Origin of the sequence: Flavisolibacter nicotianae (assembly GCF_003628535.1) — a bacterium.
Lineage (GTDB): Bacteria > Bacteroidota > Bacteroidia > Chitinophagales > Chitinophagaceae > Flavisolibacter > Flavisolibacter nicotianae.
Genome location: NZ_RBCI01000001.1, coordinates 40894 through 61812, shown reverse-complemented (window position 1 = coordinate 61812; position 20919 = coordinate 40894). Strand labels below are relative to the sequence as shown.

General features: G+C 50.8%; 13 protein-coding genes and 1 tRNA gene. 12 read left to right on the top strand and 2 right to left on the bottom strand.

The features are described from left to right. The first annotated feature begins 15 nt into the window (after positions 1 to 15). Positions 16 to 109: transfer RNA gene (locus D6024_RS00205), tRNA-Ser, on the top strand. Positions 110 to 478: 369 nt separating this feature from the next. On the opposite strand, the gene D6024_RS00200 is transcribed toward D6024_RS00205, so the two are convergent. Beyond that, positions 479 to 2338: a copper-translocating P-type ATPase gene (locus tag D6024_RS00200; protein ID WP_240409888.1), complete on the bottom strand. Its 1860-nt coding sequence runs from the start codon at positions 2336 to 2338 to the stop codon at positions 479 to 481. A 72-nt stretch (positions 2339 to 2410) separates the two neighbouring features. Here D6024_RS00200 and D6024_RS27000 point away from each other — a divergent pair, with 72 nt between their 5' ends. Continuing rightward, positions 2411 to 2881 (top strand): hypothetical protein, encoded by a 471-nt coding sequence (locus D6024_RS27000; protein ID WP_205573225.1) that lies wholly within the window; start codon positions 2411 to 2413, stop codon positions 2879 to 2881. On the opposite strand, the gene D6024_RS00195 is transcribed toward D6024_RS27000, so the two are convergent. Then, positions 2858 to 3331 (bottom strand): hypothetical protein, encoded by a 474-nt coding sequence (locus D6024_RS00195; RefSeq protein ID WP_121352079.1) that lies wholly within the window; start codon positions 3329 to 3331, stop codon positions 2858 to 2860. The genes D6024_RS27000 and D6024_RS00195 overlap by 24 nt on opposite strands. Positions 3332 to 3682: 351 nt before the next feature. Here D6024_RS00195 and D6024_RS00190 point away from each other — a divergent pair, with 351 nt between their 5' ends. From D6024_RS00190 to D6024_RS00145, 10 genes are all read left to right on the top strand, one after another. Then, the gene (locus D6024_RS00190; protein ID WP_121352077.1) at positions 3683 to 4813 is read left to right on the top strand and encodes a Gfo/Idh/MocA family protein; all 1131 of its coding nucleotides are present in this window, start codon (positions 3683 to 3685) and stop codon (positions 4811 to 4813) included. Between the two features lie 443 nt (positions 4814 to 5256). Continuing rightward, positions 5257 to 6048: an HAD-IIA family hydrolase gene (locus D6024_RS00185; protein ID WP_121352075.1), complete on the top strand. Its 792-nt coding sequence runs from the start codon at positions 5257 to 5259 to the stop codon at positions 6046 to 6048. A gap of 648 nt (positions 6049 to 6696) precedes the next feature. After that, the gene (locus D6024_RS00180; RefSeq protein ID WP_121353416.1) at positions 6697 to 7932 is read left to right on the top strand and encodes a glycoside hydrolase family 88 protein; all 1236 of its coding nucleotides are present in this window, start codon (positions 6697 to 6699) and stop codon (positions 7930 to 7932) included. 121 nt (positions 7933 to 8053) lie between these two features. Beyond that, positions 8054 to 10057: a polysaccharide lyase family 8 super-sandwich domain-containing protein gene (locus D6024_RS00175; RefSeq protein WP_162944436.1), complete on the top strand. Its 2004-nt coding sequence runs from the start codon at positions 8054 to 8056 to the stop codon at positions 10055 to 10057. Positions 10058 to 10291: 234 nt separating this feature from the next. Beyond that, positions 10292 to 13405, top strand: a complete 3114-nt coding sequence (locus D6024_RS00170) for a SusC/RagA family TonB-linked outer membrane protein (RefSeq protein WP_121352071.1) — start codon at positions 10292 to 10294, stop codon at positions 13403 to 13405. Positions 13406 to 13435: 30 nt separating this feature from the next. Continuing rightward, entirely contained in the window at positions 13436 to 15169 is a 1734-nt protein-coding gene (locus tag D6024_RS00165) for a RagB/SusD family nutrient uptake outer membrane protein (RefSeq protein ID WP_121352069.1), read from the top strand. Further along, positions 15170 to 17053 (top strand): glycoside hydrolase family 97 protein, encoded by a 1884-nt coding sequence (locus tag D6024_RS00160; protein ID WP_121352067.1) that lies wholly within the window; start codon positions 15170 to 15172, stop codon positions 17051 to 17053. A gap of 10 nt (positions 17054 to 17063) precedes the next feature. Further along, the gene (locus D6024_RS00155; protein WP_205573199.1) at positions 17064 to 18392 is read left to right on the top strand and encodes an acetylxylan esterase; all 1329 of its coding nucleotides are present in this window, start codon (positions 17064 to 17066) and stop codon (positions 18390 to 18392) included. A 153-nt stretch (positions 18393 to 18545) separates the two neighbouring features. After that, entirely contained in the window at positions 18546 to 19451 is a 906-nt protein-coding gene (locus D6024_RS00150; RefSeq protein WP_121352065.1) for an AraC family transcriptional regulator, read from the top strand. Positions 19452 to 19561: 110 nt separating this feature from the next. Beyond that, the gene (locus D6024_RS00145; RefSeq protein WP_121352063.1) at positions 19562 to 20905 is read left to right on the top strand and encodes a sugar porter family MFS transporter; all 1344 of its coding nucleotides are present in this window, start codon (positions 19562 to 19564) and stop codon (positions 20903 to 20905) included. Positions 20906 to 20919 lie beyond the last annotated feature (14 nt).

The following is a 20919-nucleotide window of genomic DNA, read 5'->3' as shown; positions in this document are numbered from 1 at the left end:
CGCTACAAATTGCCCGGTGAGGTGGATGAGTGGCTGAAATCAACGGTTTGCTAAACCGTCGTAGGGCCTTAAAGCTCTACCGAGGGTTCGAATCCCTCCCTCACCGCCAAAGTCAATAGTAGACAACGTCAAACGCCTGCAAATCTCCGGAAATGCAGGCGTTTTGCTTTCTTGCCCTTGTCAATGACAGGCAAATTGCTACAAAGATCAGTAGGTCACCGGTGCAAAATCATTGTAGAACTACTCCATAAAGGATGACAAGCATAATGAATTCGTTCTGTCACGTGAAGCGTTAGCGAACTGGTCACCGTCAATCTTGTTGTATATCCGTCTTTATTGTACCATCGCATTACTTCCTTCTTTTTATAAAGGCAGATGTCCGGAGATTGCCACTTGTCGAACTAGTTCAAAACCATAAACGGCAATTACTGGAAATGATAAAGGAATAACTACGATGAATGGTTCACCCCGCGGGTCGTTATTTAAATTGGCGCTTTAAAAGTTGCGCATTCAGCGCCACAACAACTGTACTTAAACTCATAAGAATTGCTCCCAGTGCCGGACTAAGAACAAACTTCGGGTAAAGAATCCCTGCTGCTAAAGGAATAGCCACCACATTGTATCCGACAGCCCAGATGAGGTTTTGAATCATTTTTTTATAGGTGGCGCTTCCAAAGGCAATCATCTGCACCACGTCCATTGGATCGCTGTTGACAAGAATGATATCTGCTGTTTCGGCTGCAACGTCAGTGCCGGAGCCAACGGCAATTCCTACATCTGCCTGGGCAAGCGCTGGTGCGTCGTTTACCCCGTCGCCGGTCATCGCAACCACTTCGCCCTGGCCCTGGAATTCCTTTAGTTTCGCTTGCTTTTCATGGGGAAGAACATTGGCCAGGTAACCATTCATACCTAACTGTGTTGAAACGGCTTTGGCAATTTTTTCGTTGTCACCTGTAAGCAGAAAAGATTTGATGTTCATCTGTTTTAACTGATCAACTGCTTCTTTTGACGTTTCTCTGATTGTGTCGGCCAATGTAATGATACCTGCCGGTACATCGTCAATCAGAAGAAAGCTAACCGTTTCAATGTCCTGATTTACCGCGTCCGGCACGGATGGAGGCATTCGATGATTTTGTTTAAAATAGGTTGGACCGACTGACAACACCTTCTTTCCATTTACGGTGCCACTAACGCCAATTCCTTGTATATATTTAAAATCGTCGACTTTCCAGGCAGGCAGGTTTTGTTCATTCCGTTTCCGCAATATTCCATGCGCAATGTGGTGTTCAGAGTCTTGCTGTACGGAAGCTGCATACTGCAGCACTTCATTTGCACTGTAATCTTTCGACAACGGAATTACGCTTTGAACCTCGTGTGAACCCTTTGTTAGTGTACCCGTTTTATCGAAAATAATCGTCGTAAGTTTCCGGGCATTTTCAAATGCCGTCCGGTTTCGAATCAAAAGACCATGTGTTGCCGAGATAGTGGTGGATAAGGCAACGACTAAAGGAATGGCTACACCTAACGCATGCGGACAGGCGGTTACCATTTCGGTTACCATCCGCTCCAGGGCAAACGCTAAGGTTTCCCCTGCATTAAACCAATAGATAAAGGTGGCGACACCAGTGGTAATCGAAACAATAGTCAGCCATTTGGCAACTCTGTCCGCAAGGTTTTGGGTAGTCGATTTGGCACCCTGGGCCGTTTGAACCAGTGCAATTACTTTGTTCAGGTAACTCTCCTTGCCGGTGCCGGTGATTTTCACACGCAGTGAACCATCGCCGTTAATCGATCCTCCAATGACCTTGTCTTCTTTTGCTTTCCGGATCGGAACGCTTTCACCTGTCAACATGCTTTCGTTGACGTTAGAGCTTCCCTCTACGACGTAACCATCCGCCGGAATTTTTTCACCGGGTTTGATTAACGCAATATCATCGATTCTTAAATCCTGCAGGTCAATGTCGCTTACGGCCCCATTTCTTTCTACGTGCACTTTAGAAGGCAGCAGTGCAACCAGGGATTCCAAAGCCCTGGAACTAGCCATTTGTGAATTCATTTCCAGCCAATGGCCCAACAGCATAATATCAATCAGGGTGGCCAGTTCCCAAAAGAAGTCCATACCCCGAAGGCCAAAGACAATGGCCACACTGTAAATAAAAGCAATCGAAATAGCCAAAGCTACCAGGGTCATCATGCCAATCGCCATGTCCCGTATTTCACTGATCATGCCTTTCAGAAAGGGCTTGCCGCCATAGAAATAAATAATGGATCCCAGGAGCAGGAGGACATATTTACTTCCCGGGAATACGAGATGGAAACCGAGCCAATGCTGTATCATTTCTGAGAGAAGCAAAACCGGGACAGTCAAGTACAAACAAATCCAAAACCGTTTCAAAAAATCGTGCGTCTGATGACCGGCGTGCTTATCGTGCATGGTTGCTTCCGGCACTGCACTTGTCTTTGTGTGGTGATGATGTGCAGGCTGGCCAGGCGCTGTTCTTTTTCCTTCAACGGTTTGATGGTGCAGGTGTTCCGAATGATTTTCCCGCTGATGGTGATGTTCGTGTTCCATCTTGTAAGGTTATCTTCCTGTAAAGCTATTTTGACCCGGACGGACTTGTTTATAAAATTCCGGGAATTATTTATAAAGTATTTACATAAAGATTCATTGCCTGTGGCCAACCGTTTTGACGAGGAGAGCCGTTTCCCCTGGATTCACGAATCGAGGAATTGCATTGCTGGATATTGTGCCGTGCTTCTGCGCTTGTATCGTATGCGTCGATGCAGGCAATACAAAACATCATTGCCCTCTCCTTTCTTTGCCAGTTGTTATACAGAAGCCGTGCAGTTCGTTAAATTACCCTTGATGCTGATCCGGTAAAGAAATTCTATCGGCACGTGGCACTGTGCCCTGTTCCAATTCAACCCTTTTGTTTTCGGTTACATAAAACACGCTGACCACAATCCATCCAATCCAAAAAAGATAACCGCCCAAATGGAATCGTTCGCCGAGCCAGCGGTGCGACGTGGTGTGCCGGAAATCCTGGTAGGTAAAATACAAACCAAGGAGGGCAACGGCAATGGCTGCAATCTGCAGCAACCTGGAAGCCTTCGGCGACAGTTTTCGTTGCGCCAGTCCTTGCAGAAAAAACAGGATCATCCAAATGGCAAAAACAGCCAAACCTCCCTGCCACCATGTTTTCAAGAATTTGTATTGCGTGTAAAAGAGAGAGATTCCAGCCCTTCCTATCAGTGAAGCTTTCGACATCACATAGCCTGCAATTCCCGAGAGCACCAGTAAAAAAAGCACCAAAAAAGCCTTCCGTTTCATTTTTCAAAAATTAAAAGCGCATCAAAGTACAAAATTGCGGGTGAAATAAAGTTGCGGCGTCTGACCGGTAAGTTTGGGTTCATCAACAGGAACGGTTTTACGATTGCCGGGAGCGGTATATCGAAGCCTGATTGTGGGACAGTTTTGCAGTTTGCCGGCATTGCCCGGCAAATGATACACGTTCGCCTCCCGGATAACCGAAAATGCCGGCGGCCGATTGCAGCAATGGTGTAGAATGGAAAAGAGATGCCCGTTTCAAACAGGTCAACTGGTTGGTATAGAAAGTACAACCGAAAATTTCGACATTTGGATAAGCGAAAACGTTCTTCGCGTCAATTCAATTTTTTTCCAATGACAGGTACGCTGAAACAGTTGAAGACACTTGGTGTGTTTACCTTGCTAATGCTTTTTATGCTGAATGGAACCAATGCGCAATCAACAAACAAGGCTCCGCTTCGCCTGGCGGTGGCAGGAATCACACATGGCCATGTGCCCTGGATCCTGGGAAGAAAGGATAAAACCGATGTTGTCCTTGTAGGTGTTTACGAACCCGATACCGCGTTGGCGCATCAATATGCGAAAACCTATCGCCTGGACGCCGGGTTATTTTATACCGACCTGAATAAAATGCTCGACGCGGTAAAACCGGAAGCCGTGGTCGCCTTTGGCTCCATTTATCAACACCTGGCTGCCGTGGAGGCCTGTGCGCCGAGAGGCATTCACGTTATGGTTGAAAAGCCGCTTGCGACGTCGAATGAGCAGGTAAAGAAGATGGTAAAACTCGCAAAAGACAACCACATTTACCTGCTGACCAATTATGAAACTTCGTGGTATCCGACAACCGAAAAAACGGTTCAGTTGGTAAGGGACAGCAACGCTGTCGGAAGGGTCAGAAAGGTGGTCTTTCATCACGGTCACCAGGGACCCAAGAAAATCGGCGTGAACAAGGCGTTTTTCGATTGGCTTACCGACCCCGTTCAAAACGGCGGCGGTGCACTGGTCGATTTTGGTTGTTACGGCGCAAACATCATGACCTATTTAATGCAAAACGAAGATCCGGTCTCTGTAACCGCTGTCACCCGGCATTTTCAACCCGATATATACCCAAACGTTGACGACGAAGCTACGATCGTCGTCACCTATCCGTCGGCGCAGTGCATCATCCAGGCTTCGTGGAACTGGCCCTTCAACAGGAAAGACATGGAAGTGTATGGCGAATCCGGGTACATCATAACGAAGGATAATACCGATATGCGCCTGCGGAACAACAACATGAAAGAGGAGCAAAGCCTAAAAGTGACAACCGCCGATGTGCCCGTGTACACCGACCCGTTTTCTTATTTTGCTGATGTGATAAGCGGTAAAATCACACTGCCGGCCAACGGGTTGTATACATTGGAAAACAACAGCAAAGTCGTACAGATCCTGGATGCCGCTAGAGAATCTGCAAGAACGGGAAAGACAGTTGTGTTAAAAAAATAAGGGATATAATTACAGGTAGAAACGGAGAAGGAAAGAAGCAAAAAAATCACCGAAACAAAGCGCTGGCCTGCCTTTTCTCACAGCCATTGGTGAACAGCAATCCAATTCCTGCAATCCTTTGTGGTCCATGAATTCAACCGGTTTTCAACGCTTTTGGAAGTGGTAGAGTAACGTTGATTTTGACAGGTGCAGTGGGACCTCTCATTCTATCTTTACATCGATGAGGCTCGCAACAAAGCCGTTCTATAGCATTGGATTCTGTCTTTGTACCTGTGACAGATTCTCCTGCAGGGACGCAGGACATTTTCGGTTGCTGATCAGCGGAAGAAAGGATCGATGTCGTGAAGTTGGCAAATGCAGAGATGGCCTGTAGAAGACACAATAAGGCGAAACAGGAAAAATGTTTCGAATGCAAAAAGTTTAGAAACCCTTAAATTAAAAAAATGAAACAAGGATTATTGATCGATATGGATGGGGTCATCTACGGCGGTGATGAAATGATCCAGGGAGCGGACGTCTTTATCGCCTCTTTGCTGGAAAACAAGATACCCTTCCTTTTCATGACGAATAACAGCCAGCGAACAAGACTGGAAGCCGTCCGCAAATTAAAAAAGCTGGGAATCGAGGTCACCGAAGACCACGTGTACACCAGTGCCATGGCAACAGGCAAGTTCCTGGCCGACCAGGCGCCCAATAAAACGGCCTATGTCCTGGGCGAGGGCGGCTTGCTCACAAGTTTGCACGAAAATGGTTTAACGCTGGTGGAAACAGAACCGGATTTTGTCGTGCTGGGAGAGGGGAGAAACTTCACCCTGGAAATGGTGCAGAAGGCCGTGGACATGATCCTGGGTGGCGCAAAACTGGTAACCACGAACCGGGATCCATCGCCACGAAAACCCGGTTGGAGTAATTTGGGTATTGCCGCCGTGACAGCAATGATCGAAGAGGCGACGGGCAGGAAAGCATTTACGATTGGCAAACCGGGACCGGTGATGATGCGCTCTGCACGCAAAGCATTGAACCTGGAAACAGCCGATACAACCGTGATCGGCGACACGATGGACACCGATATTCAGGGAGGCGTGCAAATGGGATACAAGACCATCCTCGTGTTGTCGGGGATTACCAAAAAAGAAGAGTTGAACCACTATGCCTTTAAGCCCGATATGGTGGTAGGGTCTGTAAAAGATATCACCTTCCCGCTGAAATGGTGGAAAAAAGAAAGCCAGAAATAATTGTTTGGAAAGAGCCGAAGCTGCTTTTCGATAGGTAGCATTCACCCTTGCACAGGTAGAAATAATGGCAGAGGCAATCGGGGGCTGACAGCGGCAAGGCAGGCGCCGTCGGTGCAATCCGGCATCGATATCAACCGCACGCAAACGGTTGGGTAAGCCGAGTCGCAATTTGTTTTGGAAAATACAAGCCGGGAAGGAAGGCAAAAAACCGCCGCATCAAATTTGCCAGGCATAACCCCATCGAGCAGGTGATACCCTGATCCTTTTTTGAAAAGATTTTTTTGCTGCTTGCATGGGACGCAACAGGAGCGGTGCAACGCATTTCCGGTATAATAGTAAGCCTGGCACATCGGCCACGCGGCGTGCAACAAGCACTGAATTTTTAGAAGAGTGAATAACAAAAAGCACCGAATAGAAATTCAGTGCTTTTTAACTGCTATGCTAAAAACGATTGCTTATGGAAGACCAAAATTAGTTGGGCCGCTTCACCGCATCAATGGAGAATCGAGCGAAATCAATAGACTATTTGCCGGATGCAGGGCGCTAAAGCCGGAGGCAGGGGTTTCAGAAGATTATCCATTTCATCCAGAAAAACCTGCAAGGAAAATCCTCGGTAATCAGCCATCTTTGTCCGGGGGACCCATTTCAATGCTTACCAAACGATTGTTGACACATTTTTCCATTTGCCTGCTTTCCGGCTGTTTGCTCGCAGGCTGCGCATCGCAGAAAAAGCTTCACTGGCAAGACGATACGTTGCAACAAAAACTGGCCGCGGTGCTCGATACGGCCGTTACACAATACCACCTGCTGCAGGCATCGGTGCCGGCCGACAGGTTTGCCCGGACGTTCGAAAAGGGCCAGGTCCAGACAATCAAATCCGATGGTTGGGTCAGTGGGTTTTACCCCGGCACCCTGCTCTTCCTGTACCGCCATGCAAACGAATCGTCGCTGCTGGCGGAAGCCAAACGAAAATTGCAGGTGCTGGAAAAAGAGCAGTTCAACACGCATACCCACGATCTGGGCTTTATGATGTATTGCAGTTTTGGCAATGCTTTACAGGTCGAACCCAATCCCGCATACAAAGAAGTTCTACTCAACAGCGCCAGGTCCTTGCTGTCGCGGTTCAACCCGGCGGTCGGTTGCATTCGTTCCTGGGATTCTGACTCGTCGCATTTCCTGGTCATCATCGACAACATGATGAACCTGGAGTTGCTGCTGTATGCCTTCCGGCAAACCGGCGATTCCTCGTTTTACAAGGTTGCGGTGACACACGCCAATACCACGATAAAAAATCACTTTCGTCCCGACTACAGCTCATACCACGTGGTAGATTATAACGCTAAAACAGGCGCCGTACAACGAAAGCACACCCACCAGGGCGCCGCCGATGAATCGGCATGGGCAAGAGGGCAGGCCTGGGGCCTTTATGGCTTTACGGTGATGTACAGGGAAACCGGAGATAAAAATTATCTTGGCCAGGCCCGGCACATTGCGCAGTTCCTGTTGAACCATCCCAACCTGCCGGCCGATAAAATTCCCTATTGGGATTTCAATGCGCCGGGTATACCCAACGCGTTGCGGGATGCATCGGCCGGGGCGATCATGAGTTCTGCCCTGCAGGAACTGGCCCTCTACGTGCCGGCTGCCGAAGCAAAGACCTATCGGGCGGCTGCCGAAACCATGTTGAAAAGCCTTGCCGGTGCACCCTACAAAACAGTTGGGGCGGAAGCCGGCGGCTTCCTGCTGAAACACAGTGTGGGTCACCTGCCCGGTAAATCGGAGATCGATGTACCGCTGAGTTATGCCGACTATTATTTTGTTGAATCGGCCCTGCGCTACCGCGGAGAGATCGGCATCCCGGGACAAAAGCCTGCCGCTAAATAATTCTTTGCGGACGGATGCAATATCGTCTTGTTGAAACGCAGTGCAGGTAGAATGCTGCACCGGTGATGGATTGCTTTTCCCTATGTTTACAAACCCGAACCCTTTTAAACGACGAAAGATCATGCGGAAACTGGTTGGCTGTGGAATCCTCGTTTTGTTTTTTTTCTGTTGCGCTGCGCAAAACAACGATGCAACGCTGGTGCTGAAGCGTTACAAAGAATACCTGCAACGCATGGACACGGCCACTTCCTGTTCATCCATTCCACCTGTTGATCCGGATGGTCGCTGGAGCGACATTAACTACAGCGATAATCAGCCGGGTCTGTGGCAGTTGTCCGTGCACTTGAACCGGATCCGTTCGCTGGCGCTCTGCGTGCAAAAAGGCCAGCTTTCCGGTGAGCAGGCCGCAGCGGTCAAAACCACTATCTCCCTTGCACTACGCGATTGGTTTACGCACCGCTACCAAAGCAAAAACTGGTGGCACAACGAAATTGGCGTGCCGCAAACGATGCGGGACATTCTTGTATTGCTCAAAGAAAACCTGACAAAAGACGAAACGGCAAACTGCCTGCAAATCCTGGATCAGCACAAGGTGAAAGGCACCGGTGCCAACCTTGTGTGGAGCGCCGACCTCGGCCTGCACTATGGGGCTCTCACCAACGACACGGCGCTGATGCGTCATTGCCGCGATACCATTCTGACGGTCATCAAAATTTCAACAGCGGAAGGCGTGCAACCTGATTTTAGTTTTCACCAGCACGGAAGGCGCTTGCAGATGTATCATTACGGCGGTGCTTTTTTGGTGGATGATATTCGCCTGGCCTGGCAGTTAGAAGGTACGTCGCTGGCGTTTCCAAAAGAAAAGATCGACGTACTCACCGATTTTGTTTTAAAGGGATGGCAGTGGATGACACGCGGCATTCACACTGTGCCCGGAACGATCGATCGTGCCGCCAGCCGGAAAAATGCCTTGCGCAGTGCCGATATCCGCCTGCTCGTTCCGCTGCTGTATCGCGTCAACCCCGATCGTACCGCTGCCTTCCGGCACTTGCTGCGTACACAAAACGGGCAGGATGCCTTGCAGGGCTACCGGTATTTTCCTTATTCTGATTTTACCGCTTTTCAGCAGCTGCAGTACAGTTTTTTTCTGAAAACGGCTTCCACCCGCACACTGCTCACGGAATCCATCAACGAGGAAAATCTAAAGGGCGACCTGCTCGATGGCGGCGATGCCTATTTTCTTTCAAACGGGAACGAATACGACAACTTCCTGCCATTCTGGGATTGGGATCGCCTGCCCGGGATGACCAATTTTAACGGCGATGGAAAACGAAAACTCATCCCGCATGCATTCGTGGGAAATGTTTCCGATGGTTCGTCGGGACTGGCGGTAATGGACTATGCTTTGCAAAAAGGAACGCATACGCTCCAGGCAAAAAAACTTTGGGCCTCCTGGAAAAATACAACGGTTGCTCTCATCGCAGGATTGCAGCCGGCCGATCTGCTGGCTGGCGCTTTTACCACGCTTGAACAAAGCCGCCTGCAAGGACCCGTGACAGCCAATCGGGAAGGCCACAGGATCGATGGAAGCCTGCCTGTTGAGCGCCGGGTCAAATGGGTGCATCACCAGAATTTTGTCTATCTCCCCCTTGCATCCGACTCGGTGACGGTTAATGTAAAAGAGGTGGAAGGTTCGTGGTATGCGATCAATCACTCCGAATCGAAAGCGGTTTTGCACGACAGGCGATTTCTGGTTTCGCTCCATCACCAGCAAAGCGCAACGGGGTATGCGGTTAGTTACGCACCGTCTGCCAAAGCGGCGGCGGCAATTGCCCGTCACCCGGCATGGACCGTGCTGCGCAACGACACGCTTTGCCAGGCCGTACGGTTTAGCGATGGAACGCTCATGGCTGCGTTTTACAAAGAAGGCAGGATGGCTTCTGCTGCTTCGGGAACAATTTCCGTCGACATGCCTTGTCTTTTTTTGCAGGATCGCCGTCGCATTTTTGTCAGCGATCCGTTGCACAAAGGCGGAACACTAACACTTTTTGTTAAACAAAAAAAATACACGGTCGACCTGCCGGCAGACGGGTCAACGGTGGAAGTGAAAACCAGCCCGCAGTAAGCGTTTGGTGAAATTGCAATCATAGGATTGTCCATTCATACCATCATATTGCCTATTCTTTGGCGCCGGCGTTAAAAATAATTTTGGACAAAACATGAAGGCAGCCGCCTTGCTGTTTTATCTCCAGACAAAAACTGTTGATTGTTTTTTGAAAATGAGAAAATGGACTCTGTTCGCAACGGCACTGAATGGTGGTGAAGTGGCTTGTCCGTCTCTGTAAAACCTGCTTTGTATATGGAAATGAATTCTGCTTTCTCCCGCCCGAAGAAATTGCCTGTTGCACGCATGCGGTCAGGCTGTGTTTTATCTCTGCTGCTGGCAGTGGCGCTTTTCGTCAGCCAGTCGGCTTTTGCCCAACAGAAACTTTACCGCGGAAAGGTCACGGATGCGCAGTCGCGTTCGCCCTTGTCCGGTGCAACCGTTTCTGTTTTGAACAAAACAACGGCAACCGCTACCGACGAAACGGGTAGCTTCTCCATTCCGGCCCTGCCCGGCGATCAGCTAGAAGTGCGCATGGTAGGCTATGGAGCGCAAACCATCAGGCTGACGGATAACGTGAACTTATCCGTCTCCTTAACCGTTGCGTCATCCACCATGGAAGACGTGGTTGTGGTGGGATATGGCACACGCAAAAAGAAAGACCTCACCGGTTCGGTGGGTACATTAAAACTCGAGAACTCACCCATTTCGCTTTTGCCGAATATCAACCCGCTTGATGCGTTGAAAGGAAGCATCACAGGCTTCAACGTTGGTGTAACGACCAATGCCGGCGGCAACCCCGACATCTTCATCCGCGGGCAAAACTCGATCCGCGCCTCCACCTACCCGCTGATCGTTCTGGATGGCGTGATCTACACCGGTAGCTTCAACGAGATCAACCCGAACGACATTGCCACGGTGGATGTGCTGAAGGATGCCAGCGCCACGGCCATTTACGGTTCGCAGGGATCGACCGGTGTGGTGTTGATCACCACGAAAAAAGGCCGTTCCGGCAAGCCGGTGATCAATGCACGGGTTACATCCGGTTACCAGACCTACACCCGCAAGCCTGACATGCGCAGCCCCGAAGAATTCATTCAATACCGCTACGACGTGCAAAAGATGCGGGGTGCTTCGCCCAGTGACCTGGCAATCGACCGTTTGCTAAGCGCAAAGGAATTGCAGGCCTACAACGAAGGCCATACCATCGACTGGTGGAAGCAGGTGGTGCGGGCCGCACCGTTCCAGGATTATCAACTGAATTTTTCCGGCGGTAACGACCGGTTCAATTTCTATGTATCCGGCGATTACCTCGACCAGAAGGGCATTGTTTACAACGACAATTTTAAAAAGTTTACCATCCTTTCCAAAGTCGAAGCAAAGATCACCGACTGGATGAAATACGGGTTGACTCTTTCGGTGGCCAGCAAGAACGCTGATGGTGTGGCCGCCGACCTGGAAAAAGGAACGATCAATGCACCGTATGGGTATTTGTATTCCACTATTCCGGGCTACGAAAACTGGTACGAACGCTACCCGCAGGGATCAACCACCACGTTTAATCCCTTCTGGCGTACGCTGACGTATGATGAAGACCGCAACCAGAATTACCGTTCGCTCAACTATGTGCGCCTCGATGCGCCATGGGTAAAAGGCTTGTCCTATACTTTCAATTATTCGCTCAACCGCTGGGAAGGACACGGTGCACAGTTCAACGACGAGAAGACCTTTGTGAACACCATGGTCGAAGGCGACCTGAAGGACCAGACCAAGTTCCTCACGAATGCCAACGGTAACCGCTCGAACAGCGAGCGAACCGACTGGTACATGAGCCACATCGTAAATTATGTGAAGACTATCAACGATCATTCGTTCGATGTTACGCTGCTGTCTGAACGGCAGAACATCAAAAACCGCAGCATGAGCCTGTCGGCAACCGATTTTTCACTGGCCGGTACAACCGTGCTTGGCATCAACAGCCTGGAACTCGGCGACCCCACTAAACGTAGCCTCAACACCGGTGAAAATGAATTGTCCAAACTGGCTTACCTGGCCCGTGTCAACTACGTTTACAAAAGCCGTTACTACCTGACGGCCTCCATTCGCAAAGACGGCAACTCTGTTTTTGCCGAAGGTAATAAATACGGTGTGTTCCGCGCCGTGTCGGCTGCATATGCACTGAGTGAAGAAGACTTTTTCAAAAACAACATGAAGGCCTTCAACTTCCTCAAGCTGCGTGCTTCCTATGGCGAGAACGGCAACCCGAGCATCGGCGCTTATTACACGTTCCCCGGCGTCAGCACCTCCAACTACCTGTTTGGCACAACGCCGGTTAACACCACCTATCCCAACCGTTTTGGCAACAGCGGGTTGAAATGGGAAACGACAAAGGGACTGAACTTCGGTTTGGATTTTGGTGTCTTTAAAAACGTGCTCAGTGGTACCGTCGACTACTACAACTCCAACACAACAGACCTGCTGTTGAGCCGGGCCATTCCCGTGATGAACGGATTTGTGAACGTGGACGACAACATCGGTAAAGTACACAACTGGGGACTTGAGGTTTCGCTGAATTCACAAAACATCCGCGGACATGATTTTAGCTGGTCGTCCGGGTTGAATTACTGGATCAACCGCAACCGCATTGTTTCCCTGTACGGACTCGATGGTGACAAGAACGGCAAAGAAGACGACGACGTGGCCAACAACTGGTTTATCGGCAAATCCTTGGGCGCCGTGTATGACCTGACATTTGATGGCATCGTTCAGCAAAGCGATACCACGTATATGCGCACCTACAAAGCCAAGGAAGGCGATATCAAGTTCAAGGACCTGAATGGTGACGGAAAGATCGATGCCAACGACCGCTCGGTGATCGGCTATACCAAACCCAATTACCAGCTTGCGTTATCGAATACCGTTCGCTACAAAAATTTTGAGTTGTACGTCATGGTTGGCGCAACGATCGGTGGCGGCAAGGACAATTATTACATTGCCTCGAACCAGTATGCGCAGAATCCAAACACGCTTTATGCCACCGTGGCCAACTGGCTGGATAACGAATACTACATGCCGGAACATCCGTCGAACAAAATTCCCCGCCCGGATTACAACAACCAGTACGGGTACAAATTCACGACCCGTCATGATTTCTTCCGTTTGCAGGATCTGAGCCTTTCCTATTCGCTGGGTGAAAAGGTGCTGGGCAAAACGCCCCTGAAAAATGTGAAAGCCTACATTGCCGGTAAAAACCTGCTGACCGTTACCAACTGGGACGGCCTGGACCCGGAGACCGCAACAACCTATGCCTCCGTGAATGGTTTCCCGGTGATGAAGACAGTGACGCTTGGCTTATCGGTTACGTTTTAATCCACAAATGCAAACGCTCAAACTCTGACAATGAAAAAGCTTACATATACAACCTTGCTTGCACTCCTGATCTTTTCTTCCTGTAAAAGAGACAGTGATTTTTTGAAAGAAACACCAACCGATTTTTTAACGACGGCCAACGGCTTTTTGAACTATGCCCAGTTTAAAACCGGCCTGAATGAACTCTACCGCCAGACAAGGTTCAATTACGACAACCGCGATGTGTCGGACGATTTCTTTCATTTTGGTTCCGGCACCGACAATATTTTTCCACCCTTCGACAATGCCGGCTTTACCGACTGGTCGCTGGTCAACCCGACATCAGGGATTTTCGCGGTGGTGTATAACCGCCATTTCCAGATGATCTATTTCGCCAACAACATCCTGGCGCAAACAGAAAACCCGTCGGTGGCGCTGACGGCTGCGGAAAAAGCAACGGTGCAGGCCGAAGCCCGTTTCTTCCGTGGCTATGCATACCGCTATCTTTCGTATTTGTTTGGCGGTGTACCTATCCTGGAAAAAAACGTTACCGCGCCACGACTGGATTTCAAACGCAACACAAGAGCCGAGGTCTATGACTTCTGCGTGAAAGATTTTGAATTTGCAGCGGCCAATCTTCCCAAGACAACAACAGAACCAGGCCGGTTGGTGAAGGCTGCCGCCGATCACCATCTTGCAGAAATGTACATTGCCCTTGGCGATGAAACACACAACAATGCGCTGTACACAAAATCCATTGAAGCCGCCACACGGGTGATTGATGGAACCGATGGCGACTACCGCCTGATGACGCAGCGCTTTGGCTGGCGCAGCAACGTGGCCGGAAAGAATGTGTTCTGGGATATGTTCCAGATGCGGAGCACAACCTCGCAGTCGAATTACAATTACCAGAGCGGCAACAAAGAAGCCATCTGGGTGATGCAGGTGGATAAGTTCTTGACCGGCGGCCTCAATTCCACGATGCCACGTACTGACCAGGAACGTGCCTTCTGGCCAAGCTTCTGGGCGCTGGAAAAATTCGGTTACTCCGGCCCGGCCCGCGACTGGATGGGAAGAGGCATCAGCATGGTGCGCCCCACGAATTATTTTACCTATGTGCTTTGGAACAATTCCGGCAGCAACGACATGCGCAATTCACCGGTCAACATCCAGCGTTATTTTGTAGCGCCCTATCCCATCAAAAATGGTAAGGAAGATCCCAACTACGATACAACCTATACCACCAACGTTACACTGTTCGACGGTTCGAAGATGGTGGTTCGCCTGAAGCCGATGGATACCATTCGCAAGGAGTGGCTCACGTCCCGCCAGGATACAATGGAGCGGGTGTACCCACGGGTGATGAAAATGGGTTCCGACTGGCACTATGCCGGTGATCCCAGCAATGGTTTTGCACAGGAATCCTACGCCATTCGCCTGGCGGAGACCTACCTGGTGCGGGCCGAAGCGTATATGAAAGCGGGCGACAATGTAAAAGCGGCCGCCGATGTAAACGCCGTTCGCAACCGCGCCGGTGCCACACCTGCCACGGCCGGAGAAATCAACATTGATTATATCCTGGATGAGCGCATCCGCGAATTGTTTGGTGAAGAATTGCACACGCTGACACTGACCCGCCTGGGCCTTCTCTACGACCGCACCAAACGGTTTGGTTATGTGGTTTCGCAAAATACCGTTCAACCCAAAAACAACCTGATGCCGATCCCGCAGGCGGTGATCGATGCCAACTCGCAGGCTGTCTTTGAACAAAACCCCGGTTACTAGATGCAGAAATTCTTTGTGTTTTTTTTGATGTGGATAAGCCTTGTTCTGTTTTCGGAACAGGGCTTTTCTCAAAGCAGGAACCTGGCGAGTCCGGATGGAAGGATCCGGCTGCGTTTTTCGACCGGCCGGCAATTGAATGCCCTGCTTTCCTATGATCTTTCGACTGGGCAGCCTGTTTTACAGAAAGCAACGATTGGCGTTGCCGTGCGGGAACTGGGCGATGCGCCGTTTGCGCTAGCCGGCGTGAAAACAAAAAAGGTGAGCCGGAGCTGGACAACGGTTGTCGGCGAACGAAAATCGATCCCCGAAAACTACAACGAGCTGCAGTTTTCATTCAGGGCGACAGGACGTTCAAACGCATCGGTTGTGATTGTGTGCCGGGCTTACAACGAAGGCTTTGCTTTTCGTTATACCATCCGCACCAATGCGGATTCGCTTCACCTTCAAAAAGAAGAGTCGACGTTCCCGCTTTGTGCAAGCGATGCCACGGCCTGGGTGAGCAACTTTGCGCAGGCCAAGCTGGTGCAAAAAAAGATTGGCGACCTGGCAGAAGCTGTTGAACGGCCCTTAACCATTCGAACCAGCTCGCAGCAATTGATCGCCCTTGGCGAGGCAGCACTGACGGATTTTGCCCGCATGAAATTTCGCAGCACAGGTACCAATACTTTACAAACGCAATTGTATGAAGAAGTGAAGGGAAAGCAAACGCTGGCTTCCCCCTGGCGTTATGTGCTTTGTGCTGCGAGTCCGGCCGACTTGTTGGAAAAAAATTATTTGCTTCTCAACCTGAACGAACCGGCCCGGGTTCGCAACACTTCCTGGATTCAACCGGGCACGGTTTTGCGGGAAGCCACGCTGACCACGGCAGGCTCTTTTGCTTCCATTGATTTTGCCGCAGCGCATCATATCCGCTATATCTGTTTCGATGCCGGCTGGTACGGCAAGGAAGACAGCGACACAGCGGATGCGACAAGAGTTTCGATCGACCCGGCCCGGGGCAAAGGCCCGCTGGACCTGCAAAAAGTGATTGCATATGGAAAACAGAAAGGCGTTGGTGTGATCCTTTATGTCAACCGCCGTGCGCTGGAAAGACAGTTGGATACCCTGCTGCCCCTGTATCAATCCTGGGGGGTAAAAGGGTTGAAATTTGGCTTTGTACAAGTTGGATCGCAGCACTGGACGACATGGTTGCACGAGGCCGTTCGCAAGGCCGCCGAACACCAGTTGGTCGTGGACATACACGATGAATACCGGCCAACGGGATTTCAGCGCACGTACCCAAACCTGCTGACACAGGAAGGGATTCGCGGCGACGAAGAAAGCCCGTTTGTTGAACACAGCATCACGACGTTGTTCACACGGATGATTGCCGGCCCGGCCGACAACACCATTTGCTATTTCACCAACCGTGTCAACAAAATGGGCTCGCATGTGGCGCAGATGGCAAAATCCGTTTGCCTGTTCAGTCCCTTGCAGTTCCTGTTTTGGTACGACCGGCCGGTTCCCGACTCCGTGCGCAGCGGAAAAGAAGGCGAGATACAGGAAGTGCCCGAAATGTCCTGGTTCAACAGCCTGCCCACGTCGTGGGAGGAAACGAAAGTCCTGGAAGGCGACATGGAGGCCTTTGCAACCATTGCCCGCAAGAAAAACGGGACCTGGTTCCTGGGCTCGCTGAATGGACAAAAACAACGGTCCGTGAGCTGGCCGCTTACTTTCCTGGATAAAAACAAAACCTACCTGGCCACGATTTATACCGACGATCCGGGGCTGAAAACGCCAACGCAGGTCAGGGTGTCAACACAGCGGGTGACACGGGACAGTGTACTCGCTTTTTCAATCGGTGCCCGCAACGGTGTCGCCATCCGGTTTACGCCCCGGGATTAAATTTGAATTTATGTGCAGTACCGGCAAAAGAAAAACAGACCTGCGTGCTTTGGTCACGATTCTTTCACTGACCGTTTCCATCTTTTCTTTTGCCCAGAAAGATTCAACGGAAGTCATTGTTCGTGTTTCACTGGATCATCCGCAATGGAATTATGCCTTGCAGGAAAAGGCAAGGTTTACGATCGCAGTCAGCCGGGGAGGAAAGCCGTTGCAGCCTGCAAGCCTTCATTACGAGATCGGCGAGGAGCAGCTTCCACCACTAAAAAGCAGTGACGTTGCTGTGAAAAACGGCGTTGTGACCATTGAGGGAGGAACGCTGGTGAAACCCGGCTATCTCCGCTGTACGGCAACCGTCGTCATGAACGGGAAAAAATACAGGGGATTGGCCACGGCCGCTTTTTCTGCCGACAGCCTGCAGGCCACGGCCACCATGCCTGCAGATTTTCTTTCGTTCTGGAACAGTGCACTTGCAGCCGCACGAAAAATTTCACTCGATCCAAAAATGCGCTTGCTTCCCGAACGCTCCACGGGTGGGATCAATGTTTACGAAGTTTCGTTTCAAAACGAACGCCCCGGTTCGCGGATCTATGGCATCTTATGCATGCCCAAAAAAGAAGGCCGTTACCCGGCCCTGCTGAAAGTGCCCGGTGCCGGTGTGCGTGCCTACCGCGGCGATACGGCCCTGGCCGAACAGGGAATGATTACACTGGAGATCGGCATCCACGGCATACCCGTTACCCTCCCCAACGACGTGTATTACAACCTGGCGTTTGGCCCCTTGCGGGATTATTATTTTTTCAACCTTGACAACCGCGATCAGTATTATTACAAACGGGTTTACCTCGGTTGCCTGCGGGCTGTGGACTTCCTGGTTTCGCTGCCGCAAACCGACAGCAGCCGCCTGGCTGTTTACGGCGGCAGCCAGGGCGGGGCTTTGTCTGTCGTAACAGCGGCACTCGAGCCAAGGATCAAATACGTGGCTGCACTTTACCCCGCACTCAGCGACCTGACCGGTTACCTTCACCAGCGTGCCGGCGGCTGGCCCCATCTGTTTGCGGCAGCGGCGCCGGCTTCTTTGAAAACAAAGGAAAAAATTCAAACGGCTGCTTATTACGACGTGGTCAACTTTGCACGGCTGCTGAAAATTCCAGGCTGGTATAGCTGGGGATACAACGACGAAGTGTGCCCGGCAACCACCAGTTCCGTTGTATTCAACACCATCCAGGCACCCAAAGAAAAACTGCTTGTCAAAGAAGCGGGGCACTGGCTGACACCGCAGCAAAACGAAGCGGTAAATGCCTGGTTGCGCAACCGCTTGCTGGCAAACCCGGCGCAGTAAGCCATTTACCAGGTTTGTTCATTGCATAACATATTGTTTGTCGTCTGCAGAAAGGCAAAATCGCCGGGAGAAGAAATACAGCGAAACCTTAACCCTCTTTTTAACGGGTGGTTCGGCCGCCGGCTTTAACTTGTGTGCTCATTGCTCGCTGTTATGTCAAACACCCTTACAGTCACACACAGGAAAAAAGATGGTTTCAACGGCCAGAAGGCCATTGTGCTTCCCAATAAAATCATCCGGTTTTGTGAAGAGACGCCGCTTGTCAGCCAGCTTTTCATTACCGACATCGGCTTTTATCCCAAGGCAAAATTTCACTACCGCGAACGCACGGCCGGCAGTTCGCAGCACATTCTTCTTTATTGCATCGACGGCAAAGGCTGGGTGCAATTCCGGGAGAAACGGGTGGACGTTGCCCGGGGCCAGTACCTGGTGATCCCGGCATCGACGCCCCACAAATACGGTTCCGACGAAAGCGATCCCTGGTCTATCCACTGGATGCATTTCACGGGTGAGGCCTCGCCGCATTTTGTGAAGTTGCTCAACAAAGAAAAAACACCGGTTGCCACGGCTGTTCATTTTTCCGACGAACGCATCCGCCTGTTCGACACGCTGTATTCGCGACTGGAAAGCGGCTATGGCAGCGAAAACCTTGGCTATATCAGCATGTGCCTCTGGCATTTTCTTTCGTCGTTTTGCTACGCCGATCATTTCCAGGCACCGTTCAACAGGGAAGAAAAAGACGCGATCGACCAGTCGATCGAATTCATGCAGCAAAACCTTCACCGGGCCCTGTCGCTCCAGGAGATGGCGTCCGAAGCGCACATTTCACCTTCGCATTATTCGGCGCTGTTCAAAAAGAAAACCGGCTACCCGCCACTGGAGTATTTCAATCACATCAAAGTGCAGAAAGCCTGCCAGTACCTGCAGTTCACCAACCTCCAGGTGAAAGAGATCGCGTATAAACTGGGGGTGAATGACCCGTTTTATTTCTCGCGTTTTTTCAGCAACATCATGGGCATGTCGCCGCTCGAATACCGCAACCGCAAACAAGCTGTATAAACCTGTTGTTGTTCACGGCTGGCAGAATATTGTCCATGCTATTCAAGTGATTTTCCATTAGGCATCCGGGCATTTCCTCCTAAGTTTGAAACGATAAATGTTTGGAGAAAATGAATGATCAATCTGCCGGGAAAAAGAAAGCCTATGTCGTCCTGATCTCGCTGATATCTGCGCTTGGTGGGTACCTGTTTGGTTTTGATTTTGCGGTGATCTCCGGCGCCCTGCCTTTTTTGCGTACAGCCTTTGCACTGGAAGCCTGGGGCGAGGGTTTTCTTACCGGGTCGCTGGGCCTGGGCTGCATCGTTGGCTGCCTGTTTGCCGGCACCCTCGTCGACCGTTATGGTCGCAAACCGGGCCTGCTGATCGCGGCCTTTATTTTCGCCCTTTCTTCCCTCGGCATGGCGGCCGCTTCGCAGTTTACCTTTTTTGTGCTCATGCGGTTTGCCGCCGGTATTGGCGTGGGCATGGCATCCATGCTCAGTCCACTGTACATTGCCGAAATTTCGCCGGCTGAAGACCGTGGCCGCAATGTGGCCATCAACCAGCTTACCATCGTTATCGGCATCCTGGTCACCAATCTTGTCAACTACCATCTTGCCGATGGTGGCACCGATTCCTGGCGCTGGATGTTTGGACTGGGTGCAGTGCCGGCGGCATTTTTCTTTGTGGGTGTCCTGTGGTTGCCCGAAAGTCCGCGCTGGCTACTCAGCGTAGGGAAGACCCAAAAAGCGGAAGCCATCCTTGCCCGGATCGGCAGTGCCGCCTACGCGGAGAAAACAATGGCGGCCATCCAGTCGTCGGTTCAACAGGGAAAGAAAGCAGAACGTTCCGTGTGGGCAAAAAGCGTACGGCCGGCGGTTGTCGTCGGGATTGCGCTGGCGGTATTCCAGCAGTTTTGCGGGATCAACGTGGTTTTTAATTATACGTCCACCATCTTCGAATCGGTTGGCTCTTCCATCAACCAGCAATTGTTCGAAACCATTTCCATTGGCCTGGTCAACCTGTTGTTTACGGTGCTGGCCATGTGGCAGGTGGATAAACTGGGCCGCCGCCCGCTGATGCTGGTGGGTTCGCTGGGTTTATCGGTCGTGTACATTGTGCTGGCCGTTTTGCTGCAAAACAGTTTTTCACCGGGATGGATATCCGTTTTTGTACTGCTGGCCATTGCTCTTTACGCTACGTCGCTGGCACCGGTCACCTGGGTGTTGATTTCGGAAATTTTCCCCAACAACATTCGCGGCAAGGCTACATCGCTGGCGATCGTGTGTTTGTGGAGCGCCTATTTCATCCTCGTCTTCACCTTTCCGATCCTGTCGAAAAAAATCGGGACCTACGGACCGTTTTATGTCTATGCCGGCATTTGCCTGCTGGGCTATTTTTTCATCCGGAAAAAAGTCGTGGAAACCAAAGGCCAGACTCTTGAACAGGTGGAGCACACCGTAACTGCACATTGATTTTACACGCAATA